We start from the raw sequence: 25,641 nt of genomic DNA on the forward strand, positions 1-25,641 counted from the left end.
CCCAAGAATGTGGCACGCACCACCCAGTTTCCCGCATGGTCGACGGTTTCGCCTGGTCAGGACGTCGCATTCGCCGGTCTGCGGACCGGCAGCAGTGTCCCGGCCGTCGCGAGCAGGGCGAACCCGGCCGTCGCCGCGTGCAGCGTGACGCCGAGGAGCTCCGACGTGCCGCCGCCGTCGGCGAACAGGAGCGAGGGCGCGCAGGCGAGTGCCGTCGTGAGCCAGGTGCCGGTCGCCGCGCCGGCCCCGAGCCGGATCGTGTGCAGCAGGAACACCCCGAGCAGCAGGTGCACCAGGCTCTGGATCGGATCGAGCCGCAGGCCCAGCAGGTCGGCGTCGGCGGCCACCCCGCCGAAGCGGGTCAGCGCGAAGCCGAACACACCGAGCGTCGCGTAGCCGATGCCGAGCCCGGCCGCGGCCCTGGTCAGCACCACTGTGCGGCGCCCGGGGAGCTCGGCCGCGCGGGGCCGCCGGACGCCGTGGCCGTGCCGCTCGAACCACCAGAAGACCAGCGTCGCGGGCACCGCGAGCAGCCCGACCGCGACCAGCGTGCGCGGCCGGACCAGCCAGCTCAAGCCGTCGGCGATCCGGCCGGGGAGGTAGACGACGGCGACGAGCAGCAGCATCCCGGCGAGGAACGCCAGGTAGAGGCTCATCGGCGCGCGCACGACGAACCGGCACGCGGCGGCGACGCGCGGCCGGTCGCCGAGCCTGCCGAGCGGGCCGGCCAGGAGCCCGAGCACGCCGAGCTGGACCAGGCCGAGGAGCAGCACGCCCCACGGCGGCGCCGAGAACGCCGCCGGGGCCCCCGGGCTGCCGAGCAGGACGGGTGGCCCGTCCCGCAGGACACTCGCCACGGCAAGGCCCGCGACACCGGTCGCGGCGGCCGCGGCGAGAAGCCGTCGTGACGGGCGGACGCCGCCAGCGTGCGCGAAGGCGAGTTGCTGGGCGAGGAGCGCGAGGGCGAACGCCGCCGCGAAGCGGGGCAACGGTGAACCGGTCGCGTCGGCGGCGGCTTCGCCGGCGACGACCAGCGCCAGCAGGCCGGCCGCCGCGCTCACCGGGGCGCGGCGGTGCAGGGCCAGCAGCGGCGGCGCGCAGACGATCGTCAGCAGGTAGACCCCGAGCAGCCAGAGCGGGTGCAGCGCGATCCGCATGACCGTCGCGGTCGTCCCGGCCGGGATGCCGAGGAGCTCGAGCGCGAGCGGCGTCAAGAGGGCGACGACGGCGAAGATCAACGCGGGGCGCAGCAGCGGGCTGGCGCGTTCGGCGAGGTAGTGGCGGTAGCCGCCGCCGTCGGCCTGTTCGGCGTGCCAGCCGGCCGCGTTGGCGTGGCCGCCGGCGAAGAAGATCAGCGGAACGAGCTGGGCGAGCCAGGTCAGCGGCCAGAGGGACGCCTCGGGGGCGCCGGCCCAGTGCGCGAGCGCCGTCACCGACTCGCCGACGAGCAGGAGCACGACCCCGCCCGCGCCGAGCAGCGCCCACCGGGTGACCGGCGCCGGGGCGGGCGCGGGCGCCGGGATCCGCGGCTCGCGGCGGGCGCGCAACCAGCCGCGCAGGCGGACCACCAGCAGGCAGGCGATCACGAGCACGCCCGCGACCATCGGGCCGATCGGGTCGCCGACCGGCGGGCCCCAGCGCTGGTGCCACGAGTTGACGACCAGGCCGGCCGAGTACAGGGACGCGACGATCCGGCAGGTGCCCGCGGAGTCCATCGGGTTGAGGTCACAAGCGTGGTGCATGTCGTACGAAAGCCGGTTGTCGAGGGCTTCGCGGGCCTCCGGGCCGAGCGGGTGGCCCTTGCGGTCGGCGTAGCGCAGCAGGTCGTAGCCGAGGTCGTGGGACTTGCACGGCACGGCGTAGTCCCACTTGGTGTTGTCGTCGCCCCACGGCGTCGAGCAGCCGCCGTCGACGTGCACGGCGCGGACCGTGCCGTCGCGCGCGGTCATCGCGCCCGGCGTGACGCCGCTGAGCGCGATGAAGTCCTTCGGCAGCCGCGCGAGCGCGTCGGGGTGCGAGCTCGGGTGGACCAGCGCCTCGACGGCGTTCTGGGCGGCGAGGACGTCGCCGGTGGGCGGGCCCTGGTCCGGCGGCGCGGGCGGGCGCGAGGCGATCAGGCCGAAGGCGAACACGACCAGGAGGACCAGCAGCAGCCAGCCGGACGTCGACCAGGGTCGGCGGACACGAGACGGCTCGGTCGGGGCTGGCATGGGTTCAAGGGTGCCAGCCCCGCCGCGGCGGCGACACGGGGATAACCCCCCGGACCGGTTCTGCCCGATCGGGTGGCGCGAGGGGCTGCCCCTTCTTACGTTCCGCGGTGGGCCGGCGGTGGCGAGACTGGTCGCGGGGGCGCGGCGGACCAGGAGGGCGTGCGGTGGGCTCGACCGATCCCGGCGGGTGTGCGGTGCCCGTGGAGAACACGCTGTGGGCGTTGCGCCGGCTTGCTCCCGGGGCCGCGTTGCGCCCGGTCCCTCCCGAGCTTCGCGAGCTGGGGCGGGCGTTGCGCGAGTGCTCGCCTTCGGAGCTGGCTGTTCGTTGTCCCGCGGCGGTGGTGAGCGTGGTGCTGGCTTCGCAGCTGCGGGCGCTCGACCGGGCGATGACGGGGTTGTTCGGCTCGGGCTTCCCGGAGGCGGCGCGGCTGGTCCGGGCGGCCCGGTTCAGCGGACGGCGGCGCGGCGAGCTGCTCGCGCGGGTGAGGGCGGAGCCGGGACTGCGCGCGGCGGCGCTGGGCTGGGCGGAGGCCGGCGGTGGGCGGCTTCTCGCGGACGAGCTGCGCGGGGTTTCGCCGGTCCCGGCCGCGGAGGACGGACGGCGGGCCGCGGAGCTGGTGGTGGCCGCGTTGCTGCCGCGACCGGAGGCCGGTGGCCGGGAGGTGCTGCCGGGCGGCCCGCGAGGCAGTGGGTCCCTCGACGTCCGTTCGGTGCGGGTGGGTGAACGCGGCTTCCAGGTCGACATCCAGGCTGACCCACCGGTCGAGCTGGTGCACCGCAGCGGGCGCCTCGCGCTGCGGGCGCTGTGGTGGAACGGCCTCGGCCGCGTGAGCGATGACCTCGGCCACGAGTACCTCATCCTGGCGAAGGACCCGAACGGCACCGGGACGGTCCGGCACTGGTGTCACCCCCGCCCGGCACCGGGGGCCCGCGTGCTGCGGCTGGAGTCGGCGGGTTACCGCGGCGAGTGCCTGCGGCTGGACGCGGTGTCGGACGCCGGGACGTCGGCCGAGGTGCTGGTGAAGCGGGAGCTCACGGTCCGCTTGAGTGCGTGACCGGGAGCCCGCCGCCGGGGGTGTCCGGCGCGAAACAGACCTGGTCCCGCCCGTTCTCCTTCGCCAAGTACACCGCCGCGTCCGCCGACTGCAGCAACCGGTCCAGCGTGTCCCCGTGCCGCGGGTGGCGGGCCACCCCGATCGACGTGGTCCGGTCGGCGATCGTCGCCGGATCGCCGCGTTTGTCCGTCGTCACGATATGCAACTTGGCAATCGCAACACGTATGCGCTCGGCCGCGTCCCAGGTCGACTCTTCGTCGATGTCCGGGAGCAGAATGAGGAATTCCTCACCCCCGAAACGGCCGACCAAGTCGCTCGGCCGAGTCACTTCGTCGAGGGTTTGCGCAACCGTCCGGAGCACGTCGTCGCCCGCCGGATGTCCATAGGTGTCGTTAATCCACTTGAAGTGGTCGAGATCGACCATCAGCAGCGCCAGTTGATCACCCGATCGGGCGGTCCGTTCCAGTGCGCGCTCGGCCGACTCCGACCAGCCGCGCATGTTGAGAATCCCGGTTTTCGGGTCCGTCCGGACGTCGTTCTGGAGCTGGTCGAGTTCCGCGAGGCGATTGAAGACGACGGTCGCCACGGCCATCACGACGACCATCGGCGGAACGACGGCAAGGAGGATCGCGGTCACCGCGCCGAGGCCGATGGTGACCGCTTCGAGAAGGTTGTCGGCCGGGCTGCCCAGTACGTTACGCAAGGTCGGCTCGGAGGAAAGCCCGAGCGCCAGTGCGCCGCCGACGTAGAGGATCTGGATGGCTTCGTAGACCACGCCGGTGACCACGATCGTGCCCGCCTCGTGCCAGAAGGTGCTCCAGCCGGCCTGCCCGAGCAGGTGCGGCCCGAGCGCTCCGTAGGTGAGGTGGGCGACCGCGCCGGCCAGGCCGTGCGTGATCGACGAGAAGATGAAGTTGTGGGCGGGCCGGCGCGCGATGAACCAGTGCTGCAGCCGAATGAGGAAAACGATGAGCAGGGTCAGCGGAACCGGCAGGATCAACGCGGCGGAAAACGTCCAGACGGCGGTGAGGTCGATCAGCACCTTTTTGGTGCGGTTTCGTCGCCGCTCTTCTTGTCGCTGGGTGAGTTGAATGTGGACGGTGGCCCCGACGGCGAGTATTCCGAAATTGATCCAGTCGCGCCCGCCGGGAATGGCGGAACGGGAGAACGAAATCGCGAGCACGGCGACCGCGACGACCTCGAGCCCGAGCATGAACCCGATCAGCACCGGCGGGCGGCGCCAGAGCGCCCAGTTGCCGGGCAGATACGGATGGTCGCGCCCGGCTGTCCGGGACGGACCGCCCGCCGGTTCGGCGTGCTCGTTCACCGACGGGCTCGCGGCCGGTCCCCGCGCCCGCCGGGCGGCGCCTGGGCCGGCGGCGGACGGGTCGTCGTCTGGTCCGGGATGCAATTGGTCACCTCCTTTCCAGCCTAGCCGCGGTCTTGAGTAATCTCATCGGTACCTGCCAGAGTGTTGACGCATTCCGTGGTTGGGTATCATCCTTCAGCAACGCCAACCACCGGGTTGTCGGCCGAACTGCCGGGAACTCGGCTCAAACGGTTGTTCATGCTTCCCAAGATGGAGGTGGACCAGTGCGTAACCGTGACGCCTGAGTCGGCCGCGAATTGCTCGCCGTCCCCACCTGAATGTCATTCATGATCTTGCCTGTACGGAGAGGTGACGACCGATGTCGAACCGTGACGGCTGAAACCCCGCGCGTATCCGTTCATGACGACCGCGGCTCCGGCCGCCCACCGGCCGCCCGGCGCCAGGCGACCGCCACCGGGACGGCCACCAGCAGCCCCACCGCCCCGGCGAGCGCGATGGTCGTGCCCGCCGAACCGATCCACTGGGCCACCAGCCCGCCGATGCCGACGCCCACACCCTGGGCGACCCGCAGCCCCGTCCGGTAGAGCCCGCCGGCACTGCCCCGGATGTCGTTGGGCACCCACGTGATGAACGTGGCCGTCACCGTGATGACGTACGCGCCTGTCGCGCCGGCGAGCGCGAGCAGGATCAGCACGACAACCAGGCTCGGCCGCAGCGCGAACGCCGCGAGCGCGGCCAGCGGCAGCGCGGCCAGCACCCCCAGGAGCCGGCGGCGGTGCTCCGTCGAGACGAAGCGCGAAAGCAGGAACGTCCCGACGACGAAGCCCAGCGGATCGGCCGCCAGCAGCCACCCCACCGCCTGATCGCCCGCGCCCAGCTGTGCGGCGAGCGGCGCGGCGAGGCCCTCCGGAATCACCGCGAAGCCGACCAGCCACGACAGGTAGAGCAGCACGCGGAGCCGTTCGTCGCCGAAAACCTGCCGGACGGCGCCGAACCACGGGGCGCCGCCGTCTCCCGCGGCCGGCCGGCGCAGCACCATCAGCCGCACGACGACGGCGGCGACCAGGAACGTCAGCGCGTCGATCGCCAGCGCCCACGACGTGCCGATGCCGGTCACGAGCAGCCCGCCGGCGGCGAGGCCGGCCAGCATCGCGGTGTTGTTGGTGATCCCGCGCAGGTCCTGGCTCTGCAGGTAGACGTCGTCGTCGGCGAAGATCTCGCGGCCGAGGGCGTTCTGCGCCGCGTTGCCCGGCGCGTTCGCCAGCCGGGCGAAGACGAAGAGGACGAACAGCCAGCCCATCGGCATCCCGGGCAGGGCCATCAGCCCGATCAGCACGGCCTGCGCCAGCGAGCCGCCCACCAGCACCGCGCGCCGCGGGAACCGGTCCGCGAGCTGGGACAAGCCGAGCCCGCCGGCGAGCGCGGGCAGGAACGTCAGCGAGTAGACGACGGCCGAGAGCAGCGGCGACCCGGTCCGGTCGAAGATCAGGATGGCCAGCGCGACGATGGTCAGCTGGTCGCCGAGCATCGACTGCGTTTCGGCGAACCACAGCGCGCGGAACTCCCGGTTGGCCAGCACGGCCCGGAGCCGGGGTGTCGCGCGCGTCGTCACCTTCTAACCACCGTCCCCCGATCGAGTGAACCTGGACCGTCCGCAATTGTGCCTCGCCAGTGACGATCCCGTCCGGGGGAGTCACGGTCCACCCCCGGAAGCACTGACAGTATGCCGCCGACTACGCGCCGGTGTCCCCGGAACGCGCGTCACATCCCCCTTCGGAGCCGATCGGATTACCCCCGCCGACGAGGGGCCGGGATTGGCCGTGACCGGCGCGCGGGTACCTCCGGACTGATCGAACCGGATTCGCTCGGCGCAGGGCGGCGGCCGCTCGTCGTCGCGACCATGCCCCGCTGGACCGAATGGGCCAAGACTGGACGCAGAGCCGGCCGGGGTGGGCGGACCGCGCCGCCGCCGGCGCGCGCAGAGCGGGGAGATGACGATGGACGGGTTGATGCAGGGCAAGGCGGTCGTGGTGACCGGCGCCGGCCGTGGCCTGGGCGAGGCGTTCGCGGTGCACGTCGCGCGGGCGGGCGGGTCGGTGGTCGTCAACGACGTCGACGTCGAGCTGGCCGAGCGCACGGCGGAGAACATCCGCGCGCACGGCGGCCGCGCCGTGGCCAGCGGGCACAGCGTGGCCGAGGCCGGGGAGGCGCAGGAGATCGTCGACCTCTGCGTCAAGGAGTTCGGCGGGATCGACGGCCTGGTCAACAACGCCGGCCTGAACTACGAGGCGCTGCCCTGGGAGGACGACGCCGAGCAGGCGCGCGAGCTCCTCCAGGTCAACGTCATGGGCGTGGTGAACACCGGCCTGGCCGCGATCAAGGCGATGGTCGGCGCCGGCACCGGCGGCTCGATCGTCAACATCTCGTCCGGTGCGTCGCTCGGGCAGCGCAAGCTCGGCGTGTACGCGGCGAGCAAGGGCGCGGTCGCGTCGCTGACCTACTCCTGGGCGCTCGACCTCGAGGAGGCCGGGATCCGCGTCAACGCCGTCTGCCCGCTCGCGCACACCCGGATGGTGTGGAAGTCCGAACGCTCGCTGCGTGCCTGCCCGCCGGACCGCACGCCGTCGCGGATCGCGCCGGTCGTGCTGTTCCTGCTCGGCGAGGGCTCGCACGGCATCACCGGCCAGATGATCCGGTGCAACGGCCCGCAGCTGCACATCATGGGCCAGCCGTTCCTCAAGCAGCCGATCCTCGAGCGCCCGGTGTGGGACACCGAGACGGTGCAGAAGGCGTTCGACGAGGTCTTCTCCGCCCACCTGGAGAACTACGGCCTGGAAAAGCGCGTCCCGCCACGGCTGCGCAAGTGGACGGAGACGACCTCGCCCCGTACCGCCTGACGGCGGCGGCAGACTCAGGCGCCGGCGGCCGGCTCCGGGTCGCGCGTCGCCGCGTACAACGCCTCGATGTCGGTCGAGTAGCGGTCGTTGATGACCCGGCGCTTGAGCTTGAGCGTCGGGGTCAGCTCGCCGGACTCGGGCGTCCACGCCTTCGGCAGCACGTGGTAGCGCTTGATCTGCTCGATCCGGGCCAGCCTGCTGTTGGCCGACTCGACCGCGCGTTCCAGCTCGGCCCGCACGGCCGGGTGGTCGGCGAGCTCTTCGGGCGCCGCTTCGACGCCGTTCGCCGCGGCCCAGCCGGGCGCGATCTCGTCGTCGAGCACGAGCAGCGCCGTCACGTACGGCCGGTCGTCGCCGATCGCGACCGCCTGGCCGATCAGCGGGTGCTCCTTGAGCAGGCCCTCGACGCGGGTCGGCGCGATGTTCTTGCCGCTCGAGGTGATGATCAGTTCCTTCTTGCGGTCGGTGATCGTCACGAAGCCGTCTTCGTCGATCGTGCCGATGTCGCCGGTGGCGTACCAGCCGTCGGCGTCGGTGGTGTCCTTGATCGTCCCGTCCTCCTGCAGGTAGCCGAGGAAGACGATCGGCCCGCGCACCAGCAGCTCGCCGTCTTCGGCGACCTTCACCTCGATGTCGGCCAGCGGCTTGCCGACCGTGCCCGCGCGGAACGCCTCGCCGGAGTTCGACGTCGCCGCCCCGGTCGTCTCCGACAGGCCCCAGACCTCGCAGATCTCGACGCCGAGGCCGGCCAGGAAGTAGATGATCTCCACCGGCAGAGCGGCCGCGCCGCTGGAGGCGACCAGCACCTTGTCCAGGCCCAGCAACGCGCGGATCGGGGCGAGCGCGGCTTCGTCGGTCTGCTTGATCTTCTCGGCGAGCTCGGCCGGCACCGGCTGCCCGGCGCTGCGCAGCTTGTAGCCCTGCTGCAGCAGCTCGTTCGCCTGCAGCAACGCGGTCCGCCGGTCCTCCGGCACACCGCCGAGCATGTTCTTCAGCCCGGCGACCATCTTCTCCCACACGCGCGGGACGCCGAAGAAGCTTTCCGGGTGCACCTGGCCGAGCGCGCCGACGACGCCGGACGGGTCGGCGAGCGTGTGCACGTGCCCGGCCCACACGATCGGCAGGTAGATCGACAGCTCCCGCTCGGCGATGTGCGCGAGCGGCAGGTACGCGATGTTCGTCGCGTGCATCGGCGGGTGGTGCAGCTCCGTCACCGCGTACGCCTGGTGGATCGCGTTGCGGTGCGACAGCACGACGCCCTTGGGGTCGCCGGTCGTGCCGGAGGTGTAGATCATCGACAGCGGGTCGTCCGGCTTGATCTCCGGCCAGGACCGTTCGAACGAGTCGGGGTCGGCGGCAAGCGCTTCCCGGCCCTGGTCCCGCACCGAGGCGAAGGAGCGGAACCGGTCGTCGCCGGCGGGGATCGCTTCCGCGTCCATGACGACGATGTGGCGCACCGCCGGGAGGTCCTCGAGCACCGGCTGCCAGCGCGCCAGTTCGCTCTCGCCGCCGAGCACCACGACCGGCGCCGCGCTGTGTAGCGCGACGAACCGGATCTGGTCCGGGCTGAGCGTGGCGTAGGCGGTGCACGGGATCGCGGACAGGTGCGTCGCGGCGAGGTCGGCGATGATGTGGTCCGGGCAGCCGGGCGCCATGATCAGCATGCGGTCACCCCGGGTGAGCTCGAGCCCGGCGAGGCCGCGGGACACCTCCGCGATCGCGGTGCGGAACTCCCGCCAGCTGAGCGTCGGCTTGCCTTCGAGGTCGAGCGAGGTGATCGCCGGCAGGTCCGGGTAGTCGACCGCGTTGCGGTGGAGCAGCCGCGGAATCGTCAGGCCTTCGGTCTGCTCGGCGACGGACGGGGTGGTCAACGGTGGCCTCCTCGGTGCGCGGATGGCCACACTGTAGGGGCTCTCGGGCCGGGTGGATAGAGAATCGCGGCCACGTCAAACGCCCCCTTCACGCGCCCTCGCGCGGTCAGCTCCCCACGACCGTCCACAGTGCACACGGGCGTTCGCGGGCGAACCGCGCTTCAATGGAAGGACTACCGACTCCGGGGAGAAGCGATGACGCGCTCGGCTCGTGCACTGCTCGACGAGATCCAGAAGGAGCTCGCGCCGCGCGATGACGACAACCGGCTCGTCCCGCTGATCACCGCGGGCCGCGCGCCGCGCGCGGTGTTCGCCGCGCTCGCCGCGGAGGAGAAGCGGATCACGCTCAGCGACTGGCGAAGCTTCCACGCGCTCGCCGCCCGGGCCGACGAGCCGAACGCGCGAACCTTCTTCGGTGGCCTCGCGCCGGGGGAGCAGCAGGCGAACGGGATGCTCGACGCGTTGCTCCGGGCGACTGGTCCGGACCACGGCAAGGAGCGCCCGCGCGCGGGCTGCCAGGCTTACCCCGCGTACGTCGCGTGGCTCGCGCTGAACGGCGAATCATCGGCGACGGCGGCGGGCATCTACGCGAACTTCGCCGCCTTCGGCCGGTACTGCGAGGACGTCGCCGCCGGCATGCGCGAGCACTACGGCTTCGACGACGACGAGTGCGCGTTCTTCGACTTCTTCGCGGCGGACGTTCCGGAAATTGAAGAACAAGCCCTCGCCGCGATCCAGGCCGGGCTCGACGCGCGCCGGCTCGACGTGCGCGAAGCCCACCTCTACGCCCGTCTCTTCCAGAGCTACGAGCTGCAGTTCTGGAACACCCTCGCCGACGAGTTCCCGGGGTGACTCCGCGGAACCGGTTCCGGACCGCTCGCGGGCCACGTGGCGTGGCCGAACCACCGCGTATGCGGAATGGGGGGAATTCCGGCTCGCCGTCCGGTGAATCCGTGGCGATGGTGTCGAATGCCGCGCAATTCCGCTTTGCCGATGCCGTGAACTCCGGACGAAGGGGCGATCCGCGGTCATCCCGGCGAGCTGGTGACCTTTGTCACCGAACCGACTGTCGCTTGTGTACGTAGCGGCTCCCGCCCCGGCGCTTGGGTCGATCGCACCACCGGAGAGCCTGCACCCAAGGGACGGAAGGGAAGCAGTGCTGGGACGAACGTCACGACTTTCGGTGGTGGACTTTCCAAGCGCAGGCAGCAAGTGTGGACGGGTCACCGTTCCAAGATCACGTTCTCGCCACGGACTTGACGCGCCCTGAAGGGCTGCATACCGTCGTCGCGGGCGAAGCAGACCACGGTGATGTTGATCCGGCTGGTCGGAATCCGGGTGTTGACCGCCTCGGGCGACCCGAAACCATGTACTGCCGGAAGGAAAACGGACCCAGGTGAAGCAGATCTCTCTTCGACGCAACCGGGGATCCTCGATTCGGAAGCGCGTGCTCACGATCGCGCTGATCCCCAGTGTTGCCTTGCTGCTCGTCGGCGTGGCGCTCGCGGGCTACCTCATCTACGACGCGGTCACGGCGCGCGACTACACGACCAAGATCCGGAACTCGGAAGCTCCGGCGATCCCGTTCTTCGCCGCGCTGCAGCTGGAGCGTCAGGCGACGCTGAGCCTGCTCGCCGGCCAGGGCAACCAGCGCGCCGTGCTCGCGGCCGTCCGCCCGAAGGTGGACGCGGCCGCCGCGAAGGAGATCGAGAACCTCAAGGACAACTTCGCCGATTACGACGGGACGCCGCCGAGCGTCCAGAAGAACATCGCCACGTTCTTCGGGCTCTACCAGCAGCTGCCGCAGACCCGCCAGGCGGTCGACGGCGGCCAGGTGCAGATGCTCCAGGCCTTCAGCTTCTACAACAAGATGATCGACCAGTTCACCGACGGTGTCGCCGGGCTGGCGCAGAACGCCCGTGGCGCGCAGAACGCGTTCGACCGGCTGACCGCCATCCCGATGTTCACCGCGGCGGACGCGATGCAGCGCAGTGACGCGCTCGCCGCGGCCGGGCTGGCCGCGGGCGGGCTCGGCAACGACGAGTTCCGCGCCTACGTCGGCCAGGTCGGTGCCTACCACGCGCAGCTCGACGCGTCGGCGCCGAAGATGATCCCCGAGGTCAAGGCGAAGTACGACCAGCTGCTGGCCAGCCAGCCGTGGCAGACGGTGACCCAGGTCGAGACGGCGTTCCTGCGTGGCGACCTGTCGAAGCTGCCGGTGGCGCAGGACCAGTGGCGCACGGCCGCCCGCCAGGTCGGCGACGCCCTGATGGGCATCTTCGTGGCGCAGAGCTCCAACGCGAGCGCCGCCGCGATCGACGACACCGACTCGACGTTCACCGAGTCGCTGATCGCCGGTGTGATCGCCGTCCTGTTCGCGGTCTTCGTGGTGTTCGTCGCCGTCCGGCTGTCGAACCGGCTCATCGGCCGCCTGCACCGGCTGCGCGAGGACACCCTCGACGCGGCCGAGGTCCGGCTGCCCGAGCTGGTCGCCCGGGTCCGGGCGGGCGACCCCGTCGACCTCGAAGAGGGCGGTCACTTCCTCGACCACGGCACCGACGAGATCGGCCAGGTCGCCGACGCCTTCAACAAGGCGCAGCAGACCGCCATCGCGGCCGCCATCGACGAGGCGAAGACCAGGGAGGGCACCAAGGCGGTGTTCCTCAACATCGCCCACCGCAGCCAGGTCATCGTGCACCGCCAGCTCAAGGTGCTCGACCAGGCCGAGCGCAAGCAGGAGGACCCGGAGCAGCTGGACACCCTGTTCCAGCTCGACCACCTCTCCACCCGCGCCCGCCGCAACGCCGAGAACCTGATCATCCTCGGCGGCGGCCAGCCGGGCCGGCAGTGGCGCAACCCGGTGGGGCTGGCCGAGCTGGTCCGCGGCGCGTCCGCCGAGACCGAGGACTTCGCCCGGGTCAAGACGGCGGCGCTGCCGCAGATCGCCATCCGCGGCCCCGTCGTCGGCGACCTCGTGCACCTGCTCGCCGAGCTGATCGACAACGCGACGTCGTTCTCGCCGCCGCAGTCGCGGGTCGAGGTCCGCGGCAACGTGGTCGGCAAGGGCGTCGTGATCGAGGTCGAGGACCAGGGCCTCGGGCTCGAGCCGGACCAGACCGAAGAGATCAACGCGATGCTGACCGACCCGCCGGACTTCGGGATCATGGCCCTGTCCGACGAACCGCGCCTCGGCCTGTTCGTGGTCGCGCGGCTGGCCGCCCGCCACGGCATCCAGGTGCACCTGCGGGAGTCGGCCTACGGCGGCACCCGGGCCATCGTGCTGGTGCGCACCGACCTGCTCGCGCCGCTCACGGAGCTCGAACCGGAGCAGCCGATCACCCCGCCGAAGCCGGAGCTCGTGCCGAACCCGGTCGAGCCGGAGCCGGTGAACGACGAGGTCGCGCCGCTGCGGCGGCCGGTCCGCCGGCCGGCCCGGCACCGGACCGAGCCGCCGATGCCGGTGTCCCAGCCCGAGCCGGCCCCGCCCGCCCCGCTGGTGCCGGTGGCGCCGTCGCAGCCGCCGTCCGTGCCGACGCCGGTCCCCGTCGGGTCCGTCTCCGAGCCGGTCAGCCAGCCGACGCAGGCGCAGCCGATCGTCCCGATGCGCCCGCCGTCGCCGCCCACCCGGACGTCGCGCCCGGCCCGCCCGGCCGCGCAGCAGCCGGTGTGGCCGCCGTCCGAGCCGCGGCCCGCGGTGCCGGAAGGCCGGCCGCAGCAGCCGCGCCGCCCGGAGGCACCCGGCCGCCCGCCGCTGCCGCAACGGCGACGTCAACAGAGCCTCGTGCCCCAGTTGCGGGAAGATAGGCCCGCACAGGAACGCGAAGAGGTCAGGCTGGACTCGCCGGAATCCGCCCGCAGCCGGTTGTCCGCTTTCCAGCAGGGCACCCGCCGGGCCCGCGACGAAGAACCGGCTGAGAACGACGACAGGTACGGAGAGCGCGAGTAATGGCCAATTCAGGCGTCAGTGAGCTCGACTGGCTGCTGGACGACCTCGTCAAGCGGGTCGCCGGGGCGGACCGCGCCGTGGTCCTGTCCTCGGACGGCTTGCTCATCGGGAGGTCGGGGAACCTCTCCGAAGAGGACGCCGAGCACCTTTCGGCGGTCGCCTCGGCGTTCCAAAGCCTGGCGCGCGGAACCGGACGGCACTTCGGCGGCGGCAACGTGCGCCAGACGATGGTCGAGATGGACCACGCGTTCCTGTTCGTGACGGCGGCCGGGCGGGGCGCCTGCCTCGCCCTGCTGGCTCGCGAAGACGCGGACATGGGGCTGGTGGCGTACGAGATGAACCTGATGGTGAAGCGGGTCGGCCAAGTGCTCACCTCGGCCCCGCGGACCGGTGCCGGCGTCCTGCCCACGTCGCCATGAGCGGACGGCACGAAGCTTGGTTCGACGACGAGGCCGGCCCCCTGGTCCGGTCCTACGCGGTCACGGGCGGCCGCACCCGGTCGGACACGCTCGGGCTCGACCTCATCACGCTCGTGGTGGCGCTGCGCACCGCGCACGAAGCGGGCATGCTCGAACCGGAGTACGCGCGCATCATCGCCCTGTGCCAGCGGCCGGTCTCGGTGGCCGAGGTGGCCGCGCGGGTCGACCTGCCGCTGCCCGTGGTCAAGGTGATGCTCAGCGACCTCATCGAGCAGAACCTGGTGCTGTTCCGTACCGCGGCACCGGCCCAGGAATCCCCCAACCGACACGTATTGCAGGCGGTCCTTGATGGCATCAGGAAACTCTGACCCCCGGCGGAACCTGACCGCGACCGCGGTCAAGGTACTCATCGCCGGCGGGTTCGGGGTCGGCAAGACCACGATGGTCGGCTCGGTGAGCGAAGTGCCGCCGCTGCGCACCGAAGAGGTCATCACGACCGCGTCCGAAGGGGTCGACGACCTCTCGGGGATCGAGCAGAAGACCACCACGACGGTCGCGCTCGACTTCGGCCGCATCACGATCAACCCGGACCTGATCCTGTACCTGTTCGGCACGCCGGGGCAGGACCGGTTCTGGTTCATGTGGGACGAGCTGGCGGAGGGCGCGCTCGGCGCCGTCGTGCTGGCCGACACCCGCCGGCTGGACAGCTGCTTCGCGGCGGTCGACTTCTTCGAGCGGCGCAACCTGCCGTTCGTCGTCGGCGTGAACTGCTTCGACGGCGCGTACCGCTACGGCACCGAGGAGGTCCGGCAGGCGCTCGACGTCGGCATGGACGTCCCGCTGCTGCTGTGCGACGCCCGCGAGCGCGACTCGACGAAGCAGGTGCTGACCAGCCTGATGGAACACGTGATGGCGCGGTCTGACCTGGCCGCCGCCCAGGGCGGCTACTGACTCGAAAGCCTCTGAAGGCCACCATCAGGGCACTAGATGCCTGATGGTGGCCTTCAGAGGGTTTTGGCCGGCTCAGCGGCGGCGCTTGATCAGTGCGTCGACGGCGAAGCGGCCCGGGCCGATCGCGGCGAACAGCAGGAAGATCCACGCGTAGACCGCGGCGGGCTCGCCCATGTTCTGCAGCGGCAGCAGGCCCATCGGGGCGTGCACGGTGAAGTAGGCGTAGGCCATCACGCCCGACAGCAGGATCGCGGCCGGCCTGCTGGCGAGCCCGACGAGGAGCAACAGGGCGCCCACGAGTTCGAAGAGGCTGCCCCACCAGCCGGGGAACGAGCCGAACGGGACGCCGCCGCCCTGGCCGTCGACGCCACCGAAGAAGCCGAATCCCTGCAGGCCGTGGAAGCCGAACAGGAACGAGATCACGATCCGCGACGCGCCGACGACGACGCCGGTGACCGGGCTCTTGGTCTCGGTGCGGGTGGCGGCGGTCTGGGTCTTGGTGGCGATCGTGGTGGTCATTTCGGGGTTCCTTCCCTGGGTTCTTCTTCCTTGCCTTCTGCCTACGCGTCGAGTGGGTTCTCCCCGGTTCGACAGCCCCGCGGAAAAATCTCGGACGAGTTTCGGGAGACTGGTCGGATGGCGGGCAAACGCAGTGCCGGGCTCCTGCTCCACCGCGGGCGGGGCGAGGACGTCGAAGTGCTGCTCGGGCACATGGGCGGGCCGTTCTGGGCGAAGAAGGACGCGGCGGCGTGGTCGCTGCCGAAGGGCGAGCTGGACCCGGACGAGCCACCGGAGCACGCGGCCCGGCGCGAGTTCGAGGAGGAGCTGGGCCTGCCCGCGCCCGCCGGCGAGTACGTCCCGCTGGGCGAGGTGAAGCAGTCCGGCGGCAAGGTCGTCACGGCGTGGGCGGTCGAAGCCGACCTCGACCCGGCTTCGGTGGTCCCGGGGACGTTTTCGATGGAGTGGCCGCCGCGCTCGGGCAAGCAGCAGGAGTTCCCCGAGGTCGACCGGGTCGAGTGGTTCTCGCTCGACGTCGCGCGCGAGAAGCTCGTGAAGGGCCAGCTGCCATTCCTGGACCGGCTGCTGGCGCTGGTCAGCGGCTGAGCAGCGCCTCGAGCGGCTTGGCGGTGAACGACGGCAGCACGACGTCGGCCTGACCGAAGTCGAGGCTCTCGGTGATGGCGTTCGGCACGGCGACGCAGGTCAGCCCGGCCGCCTTGGCGGAGGTGACGCCGTGGGGCGTGTCCTCGAAGGCGATGGTCTCCTGGGGACGGGCGCCCAAGGCGTCCAGGGCCGCGAGGTAGAGGTCGGGGTCGGGCTTGGCCTTGTGGAGGTCCCCGGTGAGGACGGCGTCGAAGTAGCCGTCGATGCCGAGCCGTTCGAGGTGCGGGTTCACCCACGCCCCGGACGAGCTGGAGGCGACGGCCAGCTTGAGGCCGTTCTTCCGCGCGTCTTCGAGGTAGCTTCGGACGCCCTCGCGCGGGCCGAGCTTTTCGAGGAGTTTCAGCACCCGGGCCCGGGTGACCGGCCGCAGCGCTTCGGGGTCGATGCCGGGGACGTGCTCGGCGAGCAGGGCGAACATGGCGGGCGTGGTGTGCTGCGTGCCGATGACGGCGTACCAGGCCTCCATCGGCAGCTCGACCCCGTGGTCGCGGAACACCTCCCGCCACGACTGCAGGACGGCGGACTCGGTGTCGGCGAGGGTGCCGTCGAAGTCGAAGACCAGGGCGCGGGTGGGCACGCCTGCACCTTGCCCGGTCGGTGATCGACCGGGCAAGGAGGTGTGACGAGGGTGGCTAGCCCAGGTAGAAGTCCGCCAGCACCGGGGCGAGCGCCGCCGCCTTCACGATGTGCGTCTGGCCCGGGAGCGTCCGGTACTCCGCCGACGGCAGCACCTTCGCCAGCGAGGCCACTCCGTTGCGCATCCAGGCCGGGCTGCGGCCGCCGTCCACCGCCAGCGTCGGTACCTTCACCTCCGGCCAAGCCGCCGGCAGGGGCCTCCCGGACTGGTGCTCGACGACGAAAGCCGTGTCGTACGGGAGGGTGTGGGCCACTCGCTTGAGCTTCGCCCAGAACGGCATGAGCCGCATCATCGCCACCATCGCGCCGCTCAGGCCGACGCCCTCGGTCATGAACATCTTCACCGCCGTGCCCCGCTTTCCCTCGCTCAAAGCCGCGTCGAGCCGGGCCGGGTAGTCGGCCGGGACGCGCGCACGGGTGTCGTCGACGACGAACGGCGGCTCGTACAGCGCCAGCTTCGTCACCGGCAGGCTGCGCGCCGCTTCCAGCGCGAGCGCGGCGCCGGAGGAGATGCCGAACAGGAATGCCTCCCCGCCCGCCTCCTTGACGAGCGCGGCGATGTCCTCGACCTCGTGCTCGACCGCGTAGGGCCCGGCGTCGGTGCTTTCGCCCCGGCCGCGGCGGTCGTAGGTGTACACGGTGAAGCGCGCGGCCAGTTCCTTCGCGATCCCGTCGTTGGGGGACGAGCCGCGGTAGCACATCGCGCCGTCGACGAGGACGAGCGCGGGGCCGGATCCGGCGCGGGTGTAGGCGATCTTGGTGCCGTCGGCGGAAACCGTCGTGCTCATCGGGACTCTCCTCGCGGCATCAAGCGGATCAGGTGGACGGACGTGGTGGCGAGCCAGACCCAGGCGATCGTCACGGCCGCCCAGAAGCCGAGGGTGACGGCCGGGCTCGTCGATCCGGACGCTACGCCCGCGAAGCCGGCCAGGAACAGCAACCCGCTGAGCCGCGAATACCACGCCCGCGCGGGCGTGAGGTGCGAGCCGATCGCGAAGCAGGCCGCGACCAGGGCGGCGAACCCGACGCCGCCGGCGACGAAGTGCAGCGTCCCGTGCCAGCTGATCGACGCCGGCGGGCCGGCGGGGGTGCTGGCCGGGAAGCCGTCCTGCGGGTCGGCGCGGAAGACGCCCGCGCAGAGCAGGCTGACGCCGTAGGCGGTCAAGAGTCTCGGCCCCCACCGGCCGGGCAGGACGCGCCGGATCCCGGCCGCGGCTGCGATCGTCAGCAGGCCGGTGACCAGGAAGTTCGTGATCTGGAGGAAGCCGAGCGAGCCGTTCGACAGGACGCTCGCGGGGTGTCGCGCGAAGTCGAAGCCGGCGCGGGTCAGGCCCTGGACGAAGCCGGTGAGGACGAAGACGGGCCCGGCGAGGATCCCGCAGGTCAGCAGGCGGCGGGTGGTCGAAGGGGCGACGGACCGAGGGCGGATCGCGGTGGTGGTCATGCGGGACAGCCTGGCATCCGACGATCGAAACTGTCAAGACAAAAAAAGTTGTCGGAGGCGGCCGAGCGCCCCAATGTGGCCTTGGTTGCGTTGAACGCACCGAAGGGCCCCTTGGGTGCGTTGAGCGCACCGAAGGCCACATTGGGGCGCTGTGGGTCAGGCCGAGCGCAGGGTGAGGAGCGTGATCTCGCTGGGCGCGAAGACCCGGAACGGCGGACCCCAGAACCCGGTGCCCCGGCTGTTGTACAGCTGGGTCGGGCCGTGCCGGGTCAGGCCCGACAGCGTCGGCTGGTCGAGCCGCACCAGCAGGTGGAACGGCCAGATCTGGCCGCCGTGCGTGTGCCCCGAGATCTGCAGGTCGACGTCGGCTTCGCGCGCCTGGCGCACCTGCTTCGGCTGGTGCGCCAGCAGCACCACCGGGACGTCGGCGGGCCGGCCGGCCAACGCGGCGGGCAGGTCGGGGCCGTGGCCGGGCAGGCCGGACGACGCTCCGGTCGGGTCGTCGATGCCGGCGAACAGGATGCGGTCGCCGTCGCGCTCCAGGAGCGTCGAGCGGTTGTGCAGGGTGTCCCAGCCGAGCCCTTCCATGTGGTCGAGCCACGCCTGGGCCTCGCCGAAGTACTCGTGGTTGCCGGTGATGTAGAACCGGCCGAGCGCGGCCTGGACGCCGCCGAGCGGGTCGACCTGCTTGCGGCGCTTCGCCACCGCGCCGTCGGCGAGGTCGCCGGCGTGGCAGACGACGTCCGCGTCGAGGGCGTTGACCGCCGCGACGACCTTCTCCGACCACTTCGTCCGGTCTATCGGGCCGAAGTGGGTGTCGGTCAGCACGGCGACGCGCAGGCCGTCGAGCCCCGGGCCGAGCCGCGGGATGACGACGTCGGTCGCCTTCACCGGCGGCACCCGCATGGCAACGCGGTTGCCGTGCACGAGCAGCCCGGCCGCGATCACGACGGTCACGCCCGCGACGACCCGCGACCGCGCCGGGTCGTCGACGCCGAGCAGCGCGACCCGCAGCACCAGGCTCAGGACGCACCAGCTGAACAGCACCCAGATCACGGCGAGCAGGGAGTCGCCGAGGCGCGCGGCGGCGTCGCTCTGGTGCCGGGAGTGGCCGCGGAACATCGCGACCGGCATCGCGACCAGGCCCAGCGCCAGCACGGCGGTGCCGGCGATCGTGCCCGCGGTGCCCCACTCGGGCGCGAGGACGAGCGTCCACCACGGCACGCCGAACAGCAGGAGCATGGCCAGGATCGGCACGACGACGAGTTGCCCTCTCATCGAACCAGATTACAGCCCGACGGGCTGTTAGCGTTTTCGCTACCCTGGGGAGCGGAGGAAGGGGGACGACCGCATGAACACGTTGCTGGAGCTGGCGTTCCCCGTCGTGACGAGCCCGACGGCGCTGGTCGCCTTCGCCTCCCTGGCCGCCGCGAGCCTCCTGATCGTGCTGCTGGTCGGCAGCACGCACGGCAGCGAGGTCGCCCTGTGGTCGGTGCCGGTGCGCAGCCGCGTCGCCGCCCTGCGCCGCCGGGCCCGGCGCGCCGAGTCGATCCGCCTGCGCGACCCCGGCGCCCCGGGGCGCAGCAGGCCACGAGCACCCGGTTCCCGCAGCACGGCTGCGTAGGAACCTCTTCAGCGCAGCCATTCCGCGTACCCACATCCCTTCCACTCTTGCGGAGTGCTGCCCATGTTCGGCTTTCTCGACGTGCCCGTCGAAGGCGCGTACCACCTGATCCACGCGCTCACCGGCCCGCTGTCCACGGCGCTGGCCATCGTCGCGTTCACCCTCGGCGTGCGGCTGCTGCTGCACCCGCTCGCCCGGTCGGCGGCCCGCGGTGAGCGGACCCGGGCCGCCCTGATGCCGGAAATCCAGGCCCTGCAGGCCAAGCACGGCCGCAACCGCGAACGGCTGGCCGAGGAGATGACGAAGCTGCAGCAGGAGTCCGGGGCCTCGCTGTTCGCCGGCTGCCTGCCGATGCTGCTGCAGCTGCCGTTCTTCATGGTCATGTACCGGCTCTTCACGACGCCCGCGGTCGGCGGCGAACCCAACTCGCTGCTCGGCGCGACGCTGTTCGGGACGCCGCTGGGCGCGCACGGCCTGGCCGGCAGCCCGCTCGTGTTCGTGATCGCGGCGGGGCTCGCGGTCGTCGCCTGGTTCTCGGTGCGCCGGCAGGACCGCCACCGCGACCCGGCGGCCCAGGTCCCGGGCGGCAAGCTGCTGCGGTTCCTGCCCTACGGCACCGTGCTCGCGACGCTGGTCGTGCCGCAGGCCGCCGGGATCTACCTGCTCACGACGACGGCGTGGACCGCGGCGGAACGGGCGCTGCTACGACGCGGCTCGTGAGCGCCGCCAGTCCCCGACGGCTTCCTCGACGTCCACCAGCGCCACGGTGAGCGGCGGGCCCGTGTGGTGGTTGAGGTAGGCCTGGCGGATCCGCTCGTTGAGGTCCGCGACGACCTCCCGCACCCGCCCTTCGGCGCGCTCGCCGGCGAGCCGCTCCGGCAGGTCCTGGACTTCGCGCTTGAGGGCGAGCGCCGGCGGCAGCAACGCCTTCGTGTCGTGGCCGCCGACCTTCACCTGGCGCAGCACCCAGTCGGTCGCCGCGTCGTTGCCGGTGGGCTTCGGCAGGGGCTTGCCGGTGCCGGGCAGGTCGTCGAACTCGCCGCGGGCGCGGGCCTCGCCGATCTGCCGGTCGACCCACCAGCGGAAGGAGACCTTGGGCGGTTTGCGTCCGGTCATGCCTCCAGAATGCCAGGTCGGACGGCCGGCCCGGGTAAGATCTCCGGCGGAGGAGCGAGGGGAGCGCATGACCGCCGAACGCACTGGCGCCGAAGAGGTGGACCGGACGCTCGCGTTGCTCTGGCGCGCCCGTGGTGGCGCCGCGGAGCCGACCCGGGGCCGCCGCCCGACGCTGACGATCGAGCGGATCGTCGCCGCCGCGATCGCGGTCGCGGACGCCGACGGGCTGTCCGCCGCGTCGATGCACCGCGTCGCCAAGGAGCTCGGCGCCGGCACGATGACGCTCTACACCTACGTGCCCGGCAAGGCCGAGCTCGTCGACCTGATGGTCGACGACGTGCTCGTCGAGCGGCGGCTGCCCGGGCCGGGCGAGGCGCGCCCGGCGGACTGGCGCGAGCAGGTGGCGCTCTACGCCGAGCGGACGCGCGGCGCGTACCGCACCCACCCGTGGCTGTGCGAGGTTTCGCGGGTCCGGCCGCCGCTCGGGCCCGGTCAGCTGGCCGGCCAGGAGTACCTGCTGTCCATTATGGACCGTCTGGGGCTGCCGCCGCGGCAGGCCGTGGCGGCGGCCAACGGGATCGGCACGTACGTCGACGCGAACGCGGCGCTCGGCGCGGAGAACACCCGGCTCGAGCGCAGCACCGGACAGTCGACCGAGGCCTGGTGGCACCAGCGGTCGACGTTCTGGGAGAACTACTTCGTGGTCGACGCGCACCCGGCGATGAACCGGATCTGGCTCGGCGGCGGCTTCGACGAAAGCGCGAAGGCGCAGGGCGACGCGGCGTACGAGTTCGGCCTGGACCGCATGCTCGACGGCATCCAGGCGCTGGTCGGCTAGCGGCGGCTGCGCCACCTCGACCGGCGCCGTTCCTGCCGGGGCACCGAAGGTTCCGGTGCGGTGTCTCCGCGCAGGACGTCCCGGCATTCGGGGTCGAACCGGCCGGGCGCCTCGATCATCGGCGCCGCGAGCACCACGTGCCCGCACACCGCGCGGAACCGCCCGTCGCGGCGGCCCGCCGCGAACTCGTCCTCGGTGACGGCGTGGGTGTAGCCGTCGGTGTCGCAGCGGATGTGCACCAGGAACGGCTCCACCGGGCTCATCCCGTCGTGCTGGTCGAGGTGGTTTCGGTGGGTGTGCTCGCCGAGTCGGCCGCGGTGGTCGAGGTGGTGGGCGGCGGGGTGGTGCTCGTGGTCTCCGGCGGCGGCGTGGTGGACGAGGCCGGCGGGGTGGTCGTCGGGTCCGTGGCCGGGGTGCCCGGGGTGGTGGTGACCGGGGTGGACGACGACGGCGACGTGCTGCTGGTCGGCGACGTCGAGGTGCCCGGCAGCGAGCCCGGCGGCTGGGCGGTCACCGGGGGCGCCGGCGGGGCGGGCGCGCCGACCGGGCCGCCCGCGGCCGCGGCGTCCGGGGCGTCGGGCGCGCCGATCGGCACCTCGCTGTCCGGCAGCTGGGCCACGCCGCCGCGGTAGGCCGAAGCCCACGCGAGCACGGTGTCCACATAGGACTGGGAGTTGTTGTAGCGGCGCACGGCCAGGCGCTGCCCCGCGTCGGTCGAGAGGTCCAGCCCGCCCGAGCACAGGTAGCGCGCGGTGGCCAGGGCTTCGTCGTAGATGTTGTTCGGGTTCGAGACGCCGTCGCCGTTGCCGTCGGAGGCGTAGCCCTTCCACGTGGCCGGGATGAACTGCGTCGGGCCGACCGCGCGGTCCCAAACGGCGTCACCGTCGTACTTGCCGCCGTCGGTGTCCGGGATCGCGGCGAACGCGCCGGCGCCGTTGAGCACCGGGCCGAGGATCGGCTCGAGGGTGTCACCGTTGGCGTTGACGTATCCGCCGCGCGCGTGGTTCGACTCGATGCGGCCGATGCTCGCGATCAGTGCCCAGTCCAGGTGACAGCCGGGCTGTTCCTTCGCGAGGATCGCGGCGGCGTTCTGGTACGCCTTGAGCATGCTCGCCGGGATGCCGAGCGGCCCGGAGATGCCCGCCGAGCCGGCGTGCCCGCCGGGTACGACCAGCGGCGTGGGCAGCGGCGGCTGCGGGAGGCTGCCGTCGACGGCGATCGGCGGCATGACGATGTTCGGCTGCTGCAGCGGAGCGGCCTGGTCGGGCAGGGAGTCACCGGCGCCGGCGATGACGACCGGCGTGGGCAGGCCGGTGGTCAGCGTGGGCAGCACGACGAGCGCGCCACCGGCGAGCGCGACCGCGGTGCGGCGGACCCCGCGTGTGCCCTTGCGACGTGGCCGGTGCTTCGGCATGGTCGTCCCCGCTTCCCTCGATCTCTCGCTGATCGCCTCACCCGATCGGCCCCACCCACCGGTACTGACCGGTAGGAGCAAGCTATCCGATCGAACCGAACTTTGGCGAATGGCACAGCAAAATCGGGGCGGTGAAGAGAAGTTCGTCCTGATGGCACAAAACCTTCGTAGGGAATCTGTCACATTCACCAGGACTTAACGGGTTGCCGAGGAGAGTCTCGGGGGTCCGGGTGGCGGAGCCCCCGGCCAGGGCGGAGCCCCGAATCGGCGCCGAGAGTTTGTCCGAACCACCGGCAGCTCGTTCGTTCGCGAGGGGACTGTTCCGCACTCTCCCGGTGTGTGAGACGGAATGTCGTCGGTCGACCTCGCCCCGGGCTGAAGACTCCGGGTGAACGAGCCCTTTACAGGACCCTGAACCATTCCTATGATCGGCCGACCGGACGCAGTGCCCGCGTCCGGTCGGCCCAGGGTGGAGGGTTTGATGGCACGCAGGGCTTCGCGCAGCGAGTCGGTCACCGTCGCCGAGTTGCTGGTCCGGTCCGCCGCGGCGCACGACCGCCACGGCACGGCGGACCCGCACGCACGGCACCGCGAGAAACCGCAGGCCCTGCGATCCCTGGCCCGGCTGCGGGTGTTCTCCGTGGTCGCCGGCGCGCTGGCGCTGACCGGCGGCGTCGCCACGGCGGTCTCGATGCCGGTCGAGCGCGGCGCGGGCGCGTCGTGGCCGCCGGCCGGGCTCGAACCCCCGGCGGTGGCGCTGGTGCCGTTTCCGGCGGATGTCGTGGCACCGCCCGCGAAGCCGGCTCCGGAATCCGTAGCGCCATCCGGTGAACCGGACGGAATCGTGCCGGTGGTCGCCAAGACGGAGCCGGATTCCGGACTCACGCCCGCTCATCGCGGAAAGCTCGCGAAGGCGGTCAAGATCGTCGACAAGGCGGCTGGGAAGGCGAAACCGCGCCAGCCGTCGAAGCAGGCGGCTCCGGTGCGGCACGAAATCCCGGACGTCCCGGTCTGGTCGCGCGGCCGCCACGGTGGTTTTCCGGATTGGCAGGCGATGTCCGGTGGCCGCCGCCCGGCGGACGGTCACCACGGCGGCGGTGGTGGCCGCCACCGCCGGTGACGCTAGGAGCCGAGCGGGAGCTGGTACTGCATGACCCCCTTGTCGAGCGCGACCTGGTCGTAGAGACGCCGGGCGGTGGTGTTCGAGGTCTGCGTGTGCCAGTAGACGCGGAAGCAACCCCGCTCGCGCGCCCAGTCCGCGACGGCTTCGATCAGGGCCCGGCCGACCCCGCGCCCGCGAGCCTTGGTGTCGGTGAAGAGGTCCTGCAGGTAGCAGACGTCGGCGGACGTCGTGCTGACGTGCGTGAAGAAGTGCACGATGCCGACGAGTTCGCCATCGAGCCGCGCGCCGAGCGCGTGCATCCGCTCGCCACTGGCGAACTCGCGCCACGCGCGGTCCATCAGCTCCGGCGCGAGCGTCCTGCCGTAGAACGTGTTGTAGTCGGCGAACAGGTTTTCCCAGGCCGGACGGTCTTCTGCGGTGAGGCCCCCGAGGGTGATCATGCGCCGAGGCTAACGCGCCGGTTGACCGGTTCGCGGGCCCATCGGACACAACTGGCCAGTAAGGTGACGAACCCGAATCCGATTCATAGAATCAGCACCCATCAGGCAGTCCCGATCCAGCGGAGGTTCCCGATGGCGCGCACGGCGCACCGTGCCAGTGGCAAGCCCGTCACGGTTTCCGAGCTGATGCTCCGGCCGGACGTCCACGGCAGACGCCGGCCCGAGGACCTCGAGGTGCTCGAGCTCGCCTACCGGATGCGCCGCCGGGTCGGTCCCGAGCCGGTCGCCGCCCGGACGCCGCGTTCGCGTGCGCTGGCCGTGGTCACCGGTCTCTGGCGGCGCAAGCCCCGGTAGCCCACCGTGCTTTGACCGGGCTCGCTGCCTGACCAGGCCGCGCCGGCCGGTTTCTCGCAGGCCACCCTCGCCGAGGGTGGCCTTTTTCGTGCCCGCCGCAGCCGGCTCGCTGCCCGTTCCTGCGCGCGCTCGTTGCATGATTATGCTCGGTACGACGGTTGACGATGCACAAAACTGCACCTGCCGTGCCAGCTGTTGCGCACGACGGCACGGACGAGGAGTTCATGAGCGGGACCTTCATGGCGGCGGAGGTCGCCAGCCAGCCCGGCTGCTGGCGTGAGGCCGGTGCGTTCGCCGCCGCGAACAGCGGGCGGCTGCCCGCCCCCGGGCAGTTCAGCTTCCTCGGCACCGGCTGGTCGGTCGGGATCGCGAACGAGGCCGCCCTCAAGTTCCGCGAGGCGTGCCTGCTGTGGAGCGAGTCCTACCCCGCGTGGGACTACCGGCACGGCCCGATCAGCATCAGCGAGCCGGGCCGGGTGACCTGGATGTTCGGCCGCGCGCCGGACGGTCTCGCCGACGACGTCCGCCGCGCGGGCGGCCGCGCTCGACGTCACCTGACGGTGGGGTAACCACCGTCGATGTTGACGGGGAGTCGCCAACGGATTCGTGCTGGTTCGACGACGGGTTGGTGCTGGTAGGCGAGGAGCGCAATCGGTGGCTCGGGGCGAGGCTGCAGTGCTGCCGGTGGGTGGATCGTCCGGTTGCGGCGGGGCCGGAGAGGCCCACTGTGAGCAAGGGTTCTGGCGGCTTGGCCAGCTGTGCCGGGTGGCAGGGGCGTTGTGGGCAGCGATCTGTCGGAGCGACTGCCT

General features: G+C 71.9%; 26 protein-coding genes and 1 pseudogene. 14 read left to right on the plus strand and 13 right to left on the minus strand.

The genetic code is table 11. The features are described 5' to 3' along the window. Nucleotides 1–56 precede the first annotated feature (56 nt). Nucleotides 57–2,210 (minus strand): phospholipase, encoded by a 2,154-nt coding sequence (locus AB0N03_RS01435; protein WP_364363558.1) that lies wholly within the window; start codon nucleotides 2,208–2,210, stop codon nucleotides 57–59. A gap of 164 nt (nucleotides 2,211–2,374) precedes the next feature. Here AB0N03_RS01435 and AB0N03_RS01440 point away from each other — a divergent pair, with 164 nt between their 5' ends. Continuing rightward, a complete protein-coding gene (locus AB0N03_RS01440) occupies nucleotides 2,375–3,265 on the plus strand; it encodes a hypothetical protein (protein WP_364363561.1) in 891 nt (296 codons plus the stop codon). Here the strand turns inward: AB0N03_RS01440 and AB0N03_RS01445 are convergent. Both AB0N03_RS01445 and AB0N03_RS01450 read right to left on the minus strand, forming a co-directional pair. Continuing rightward, the gene (locus AB0N03_RS01445) at nucleotides 3,243–4,676 is read right to left on the minus strand and encodes a GGDEF domain-containing protein (protein WP_364363564.1); all 1,434 of its coding nucleotides are present in this window, start codon (nucleotides 4,674–4,676) and stop codon (nucleotides 3,243–3,245) included. The two genes, AB0N03_RS01440 and AB0N03_RS01445, sit on opposite strands and share 23 nt — an antisense overlap. 316 nt (nucleotides 4,677–4,992) lie before the next feature. Further along, a complete protein-coding gene (locus tag AB0N03_RS01450; RefSeq protein ID WP_364363567.1) occupies nucleotides 4,993–6,207 on the minus strand; it encodes an MFS transporter in 1,215 nt (404 codons plus the stop codon). 385 nt (nucleotides 6,208–6,592) lie between these two features. Here AB0N03_RS01450 and AB0N03_RS01455 point away from each other — a divergent pair, with 385 nt between their 5' ends. Further along, nucleotides 6,593–7,492, plus strand: coding sequence for an SDR family oxidoreductase (locus tag AB0N03_RS01455; RefSeq protein WP_364363570.1), 900 nt, complete (start codon nucleotides 6,593–6,595; stop codon nucleotides 7,490–7,492). A gap of 14 nt (nucleotides 7,493–7,506) precedes the next feature. Here AB0N03_RS01455 and AB0N03_RS01460 read toward each other — a convergent pair whose 3' ends face one another. After that, nucleotides 7,507–9,363, minus strand: coding sequence for an AMP-dependent synthetase/ligase (locus AB0N03_RS01460; protein WP_364363573.1), 1,857 nt, complete (start codon nucleotides 9,361–9,363; stop codon nucleotides 7,507–7,509). Nucleotides 9,364–9,558: 195 nt separating this feature from the next. On the opposite strand from AB0N03_RS01460, the gene AB0N03_RS01465 reads away from it, so the two are divergent. The 5 genes from AB0N03_RS01465 (at nucleotide 9,559) to AB0N03_RS01485 (ending at nucleotide 14,679) form a co-directional block, all read left to right on the plus strand. Then, on the plus strand, nucleotides 9,559–10,215 hold the full coding sequence (locus AB0N03_RS01465) for a transcriptional regulator (RefSeq protein ID WP_364363576.1): 657 nt from the start codon (nucleotides 9,559–9,561) through the stop codon (nucleotides 10,213–10,215). A 595-nt stretch (nucleotides 10,216–10,810) separates the two neighbouring features. Continuing rightward, nucleotides 10,811–13,309 (plus strand): nitrate- and nitrite sensing domain-containing protein, encoded by a 2,499-nt coding sequence (locus AB0N03_RS01470; RefSeq protein ID WP_364363578.1) that lies wholly within the window; start codon nucleotides 10,811–10,813, stop codon nucleotides 13,307–13,309. Continuing rightward, on the plus strand, nucleotides 13,309–13,728 hold the full coding sequence (locus tag AB0N03_RS01475) for a roadblock/LC7 domain-containing protein (RefSeq protein WP_284745731.1): 420 nt from the start codon (nucleotides 13,309–13,311) through the stop codon (nucleotides 13,726–13,728). The genes AB0N03_RS01470 and AB0N03_RS01475 overlap by 1 nt, the downstream gene beginning before the upstream one ends. Beyond that, a complete protein-coding gene (locus tag AB0N03_RS01480; RefSeq protein ID WP_155541361.1) occupies nucleotides 13,725–14,096 on the plus strand; it encodes a DUF742 domain-containing protein in 372 nt (123 codons plus the stop codon). Before AB0N03_RS01475 ends, AB0N03_RS01480 begins: the two co-directional genes overlap by 4 nt. Then, on the plus strand, nucleotides 14,077–14,679 hold the full coding sequence (locus tag AB0N03_RS01485) for an ATP/GTP-binding protein (RefSeq protein WP_364363582.1): 603 nt from the start codon (nucleotides 14,077–14,079) through the stop codon (nucleotides 14,677–14,679). Before AB0N03_RS01480 ends, AB0N03_RS01485 begins: the two co-directional genes overlap by 20 nt. A 72-nt stretch (nucleotides 14,680–14,751) precedes the next feature. Here the strand turns inward: AB0N03_RS01485 and AB0N03_RS01490 are convergent, their stop codons facing one another. Beyond that, on the minus strand, nucleotides 14,752–15,198 hold the full coding sequence (locus AB0N03_RS01490; RefSeq protein WP_364363585.1) for a DoxX family protein: 447 nt from the start codon (nucleotides 15,196–15,198) through the stop codon (nucleotides 14,752–14,754). Nucleotides 15,199–15,315: 117 nt separating this feature from the next. On the opposite strand from AB0N03_RS01490, the gene AB0N03_RS01495 reads away from it, so the two are divergent. Beyond that, nucleotides 15,316–15,783, plus strand: coding sequence for an NUDIX domain-containing protein (locus tag AB0N03_RS01495; protein WP_364363588.1), 468 nt, complete (start codon nucleotides 15,316–15,318; stop codon nucleotides 15,781–15,783). On the opposite strand, the gene AB0N03_RS01500 is transcribed toward AB0N03_RS01495, so the two are convergent. The 4 genes from AB0N03_RS01500 to AB0N03_RS01515 all read right to left on the minus strand — a co-directional run bounded on the left by AB0N03_RS01500 (nucleotide 15,773) and on the right by AB0N03_RS01515 (nucleotide 19,201). Beyond that, nucleotides 15,773–16,420, minus strand: coding sequence for an HAD family hydrolase (locus AB0N03_RS01500; protein WP_364363591.1), 648 nt, complete (start codon nucleotides 16,418–16,420; stop codon nucleotides 15,773–15,775). The genes AB0N03_RS01495 and AB0N03_RS01500 overlap by 11 nt on opposite strands. Nucleotides 16,421–16,475: 55 nt before the next feature. Beyond that, nucleotides 16,476–17,267 (minus strand): alpha/beta hydrolase, encoded by a 792-nt coding sequence (locus tag AB0N03_RS01505; RefSeq protein ID WP_364363594.1) that lies wholly within the window; start codon nucleotides 17,265–17,267, stop codon nucleotides 16,476–16,478. Continuing rightward, nucleotides 17,264–17,923: a DUF998 domain-containing protein gene (locus tag AB0N03_RS01510; RefSeq protein WP_364363597.1), complete on the minus strand. Its 660-nt coding sequence runs from the start codon at nucleotides 17,921–17,923 to the stop codon at nucleotides 17,264–17,266. Before AB0N03_RS01510 ends, AB0N03_RS01505 begins: the two co-directional genes overlap by 4 nt. Nucleotides 17,924–18,079: 156 nt before the next feature. Further along, entirely contained in the window at nucleotides 18,080–19,201 is a 1,122-nt protein-coding gene (locus AB0N03_RS01515; RefSeq protein ID WP_364363600.1) for a metallophosphoesterase, read from the minus strand. A gap of 73 nt (nucleotides 19,202–19,274) precedes the next feature. On the opposite strand from AB0N03_RS01515, the gene AB0N03_RS01520 reads away from it, so the two are divergent. Both AB0N03_RS01520 and yidC read left to right on the plus strand, forming a co-directional pair. Then, on the plus strand, nucleotides 19,275–19,547 hold the full coding sequence (locus AB0N03_RS01520; protein ID WP_364363603.1) for a DUF6412 domain-containing protein: 273 nt from the start codon (nucleotides 19,275–19,277) through the stop codon (nucleotides 19,545–19,547). Between the two features lie 63 nt (nucleotides 19,548–19,610). Next, complete coding sequence (yidC, locus tag AB0N03_RS01525; RefSeq protein ID WP_364363606.1) at nucleotides 19,611–20,267, plus strand: membrane protein insertase YidC; 657 nt, start codon at nucleotides 19,611–19,613, stop codon at nucleotides 20,265–20,267. Here the strand turns inward: yidC and AB0N03_RS01530 are convergent. Continuing rightward, entirely contained in the window at nucleotides 20,250–20,663 is a 414-nt protein-coding gene (locus AB0N03_RS01530; RefSeq protein WP_364363609.1) for a DUF1992 domain-containing protein, read from the minus strand. The two genes, yidC and AB0N03_RS01530, sit on opposite strands and share 18 nt — an antisense overlap. A gap of 67 nt (nucleotides 20,664–20,730) precedes the next feature. On the opposite strand from AB0N03_RS01530, the gene AB0N03_RS01535 reads away from it, so the two are divergent. After that, nucleotides 20,731–21,501 (plus strand): TetR/AcrR family transcriptional regulator, encoded by a 771-nt coding sequence (locus AB0N03_RS01535; RefSeq protein WP_364363612.1) that lies wholly within the window; start codon nucleotides 20,731–20,733, stop codon nucleotides 21,499–21,501. Here the strand turns inward: AB0N03_RS01535 and AB0N03_RS01540 are convergent. Next, entirely contained in the window at nucleotides 21,498–21,764 is a 267-nt protein-coding gene (locus AB0N03_RS01540) for a hypothetical protein (protein ID WP_364363615.1), read from the minus strand. The two genes, AB0N03_RS01535 and AB0N03_RS01540, sit on opposite strands and share 4 nt — an antisense overlap. Continuing rightward, entirely contained in the window at nucleotides 21,761–22,915 is a 1,155-nt protein-coding gene (locus AB0N03_RS01545; protein ID WP_364363618.1) for a lytic murein transglycosylase, read from the minus strand. The genes AB0N03_RS01540 and AB0N03_RS01545 overlap by 4 nt, the downstream gene beginning before the upstream one ends. Before the next feature lie 481 nt (nucleotides 22,916–23,396). Here AB0N03_RS01545 and AB0N03_RS01550 point away from each other — a divergent pair, with 481 nt between their 5' ends. Beyond that, entirely contained in the window at nucleotides 23,397–24,035 is a 639-nt protein-coding gene (locus tag AB0N03_RS01550) for a hypothetical protein (protein ID WP_364363621.1), read from the plus strand. 2 nt (nucleotides 24,036–24,037) lie between these two features. Here AB0N03_RS01550 and AB0N03_RS01555 read toward each other — a convergent pair whose 3' ends face one another. Further along, nucleotides 24,038–24,478 (minus strand): GNAT family N-acetyltransferase, encoded by a 441-nt coding sequence (locus AB0N03_RS01555; protein ID WP_364363624.1) that lies wholly within the window; start codon nucleotides 24,476–24,478, stop codon nucleotides 24,038–24,040. 132 nt (nucleotides 24,479–24,610) lie between these two features. Between AB0N03_RS01555 and AB0N03_RS01560 the strand changes: the two genes are divergently transcribed. After that, on the plus strand, nucleotides 24,611–24,832 hold the full coding sequence (locus AB0N03_RS01560; RefSeq protein WP_364363627.1) for a hypothetical protein: 222 nt from the start codon (nucleotides 24,611–24,613) through the stop codon (nucleotides 24,830–24,832). A 329-nt stretch (nucleotides 24,833–25,161) separates the two neighbouring features. Continuing rightward, nucleotides 25,162–25,371, plus strand: a pseudogene (locus AB0N03_RS01565) (sugar isomerase); the annotation flags it as partial. Nucleotides 25,372–25,641: the final 270 nt, after the last annotated feature.

The sequence above is a fragment of the Amycolatopsis sp. NPDC051061 genome (assembly GCF_040682935.1).
GTDB lineage: Bacteria > Actinomycetota > Actinomycetes > Mycobacteriales > Pseudonocardiaceae > Amycolatopsis.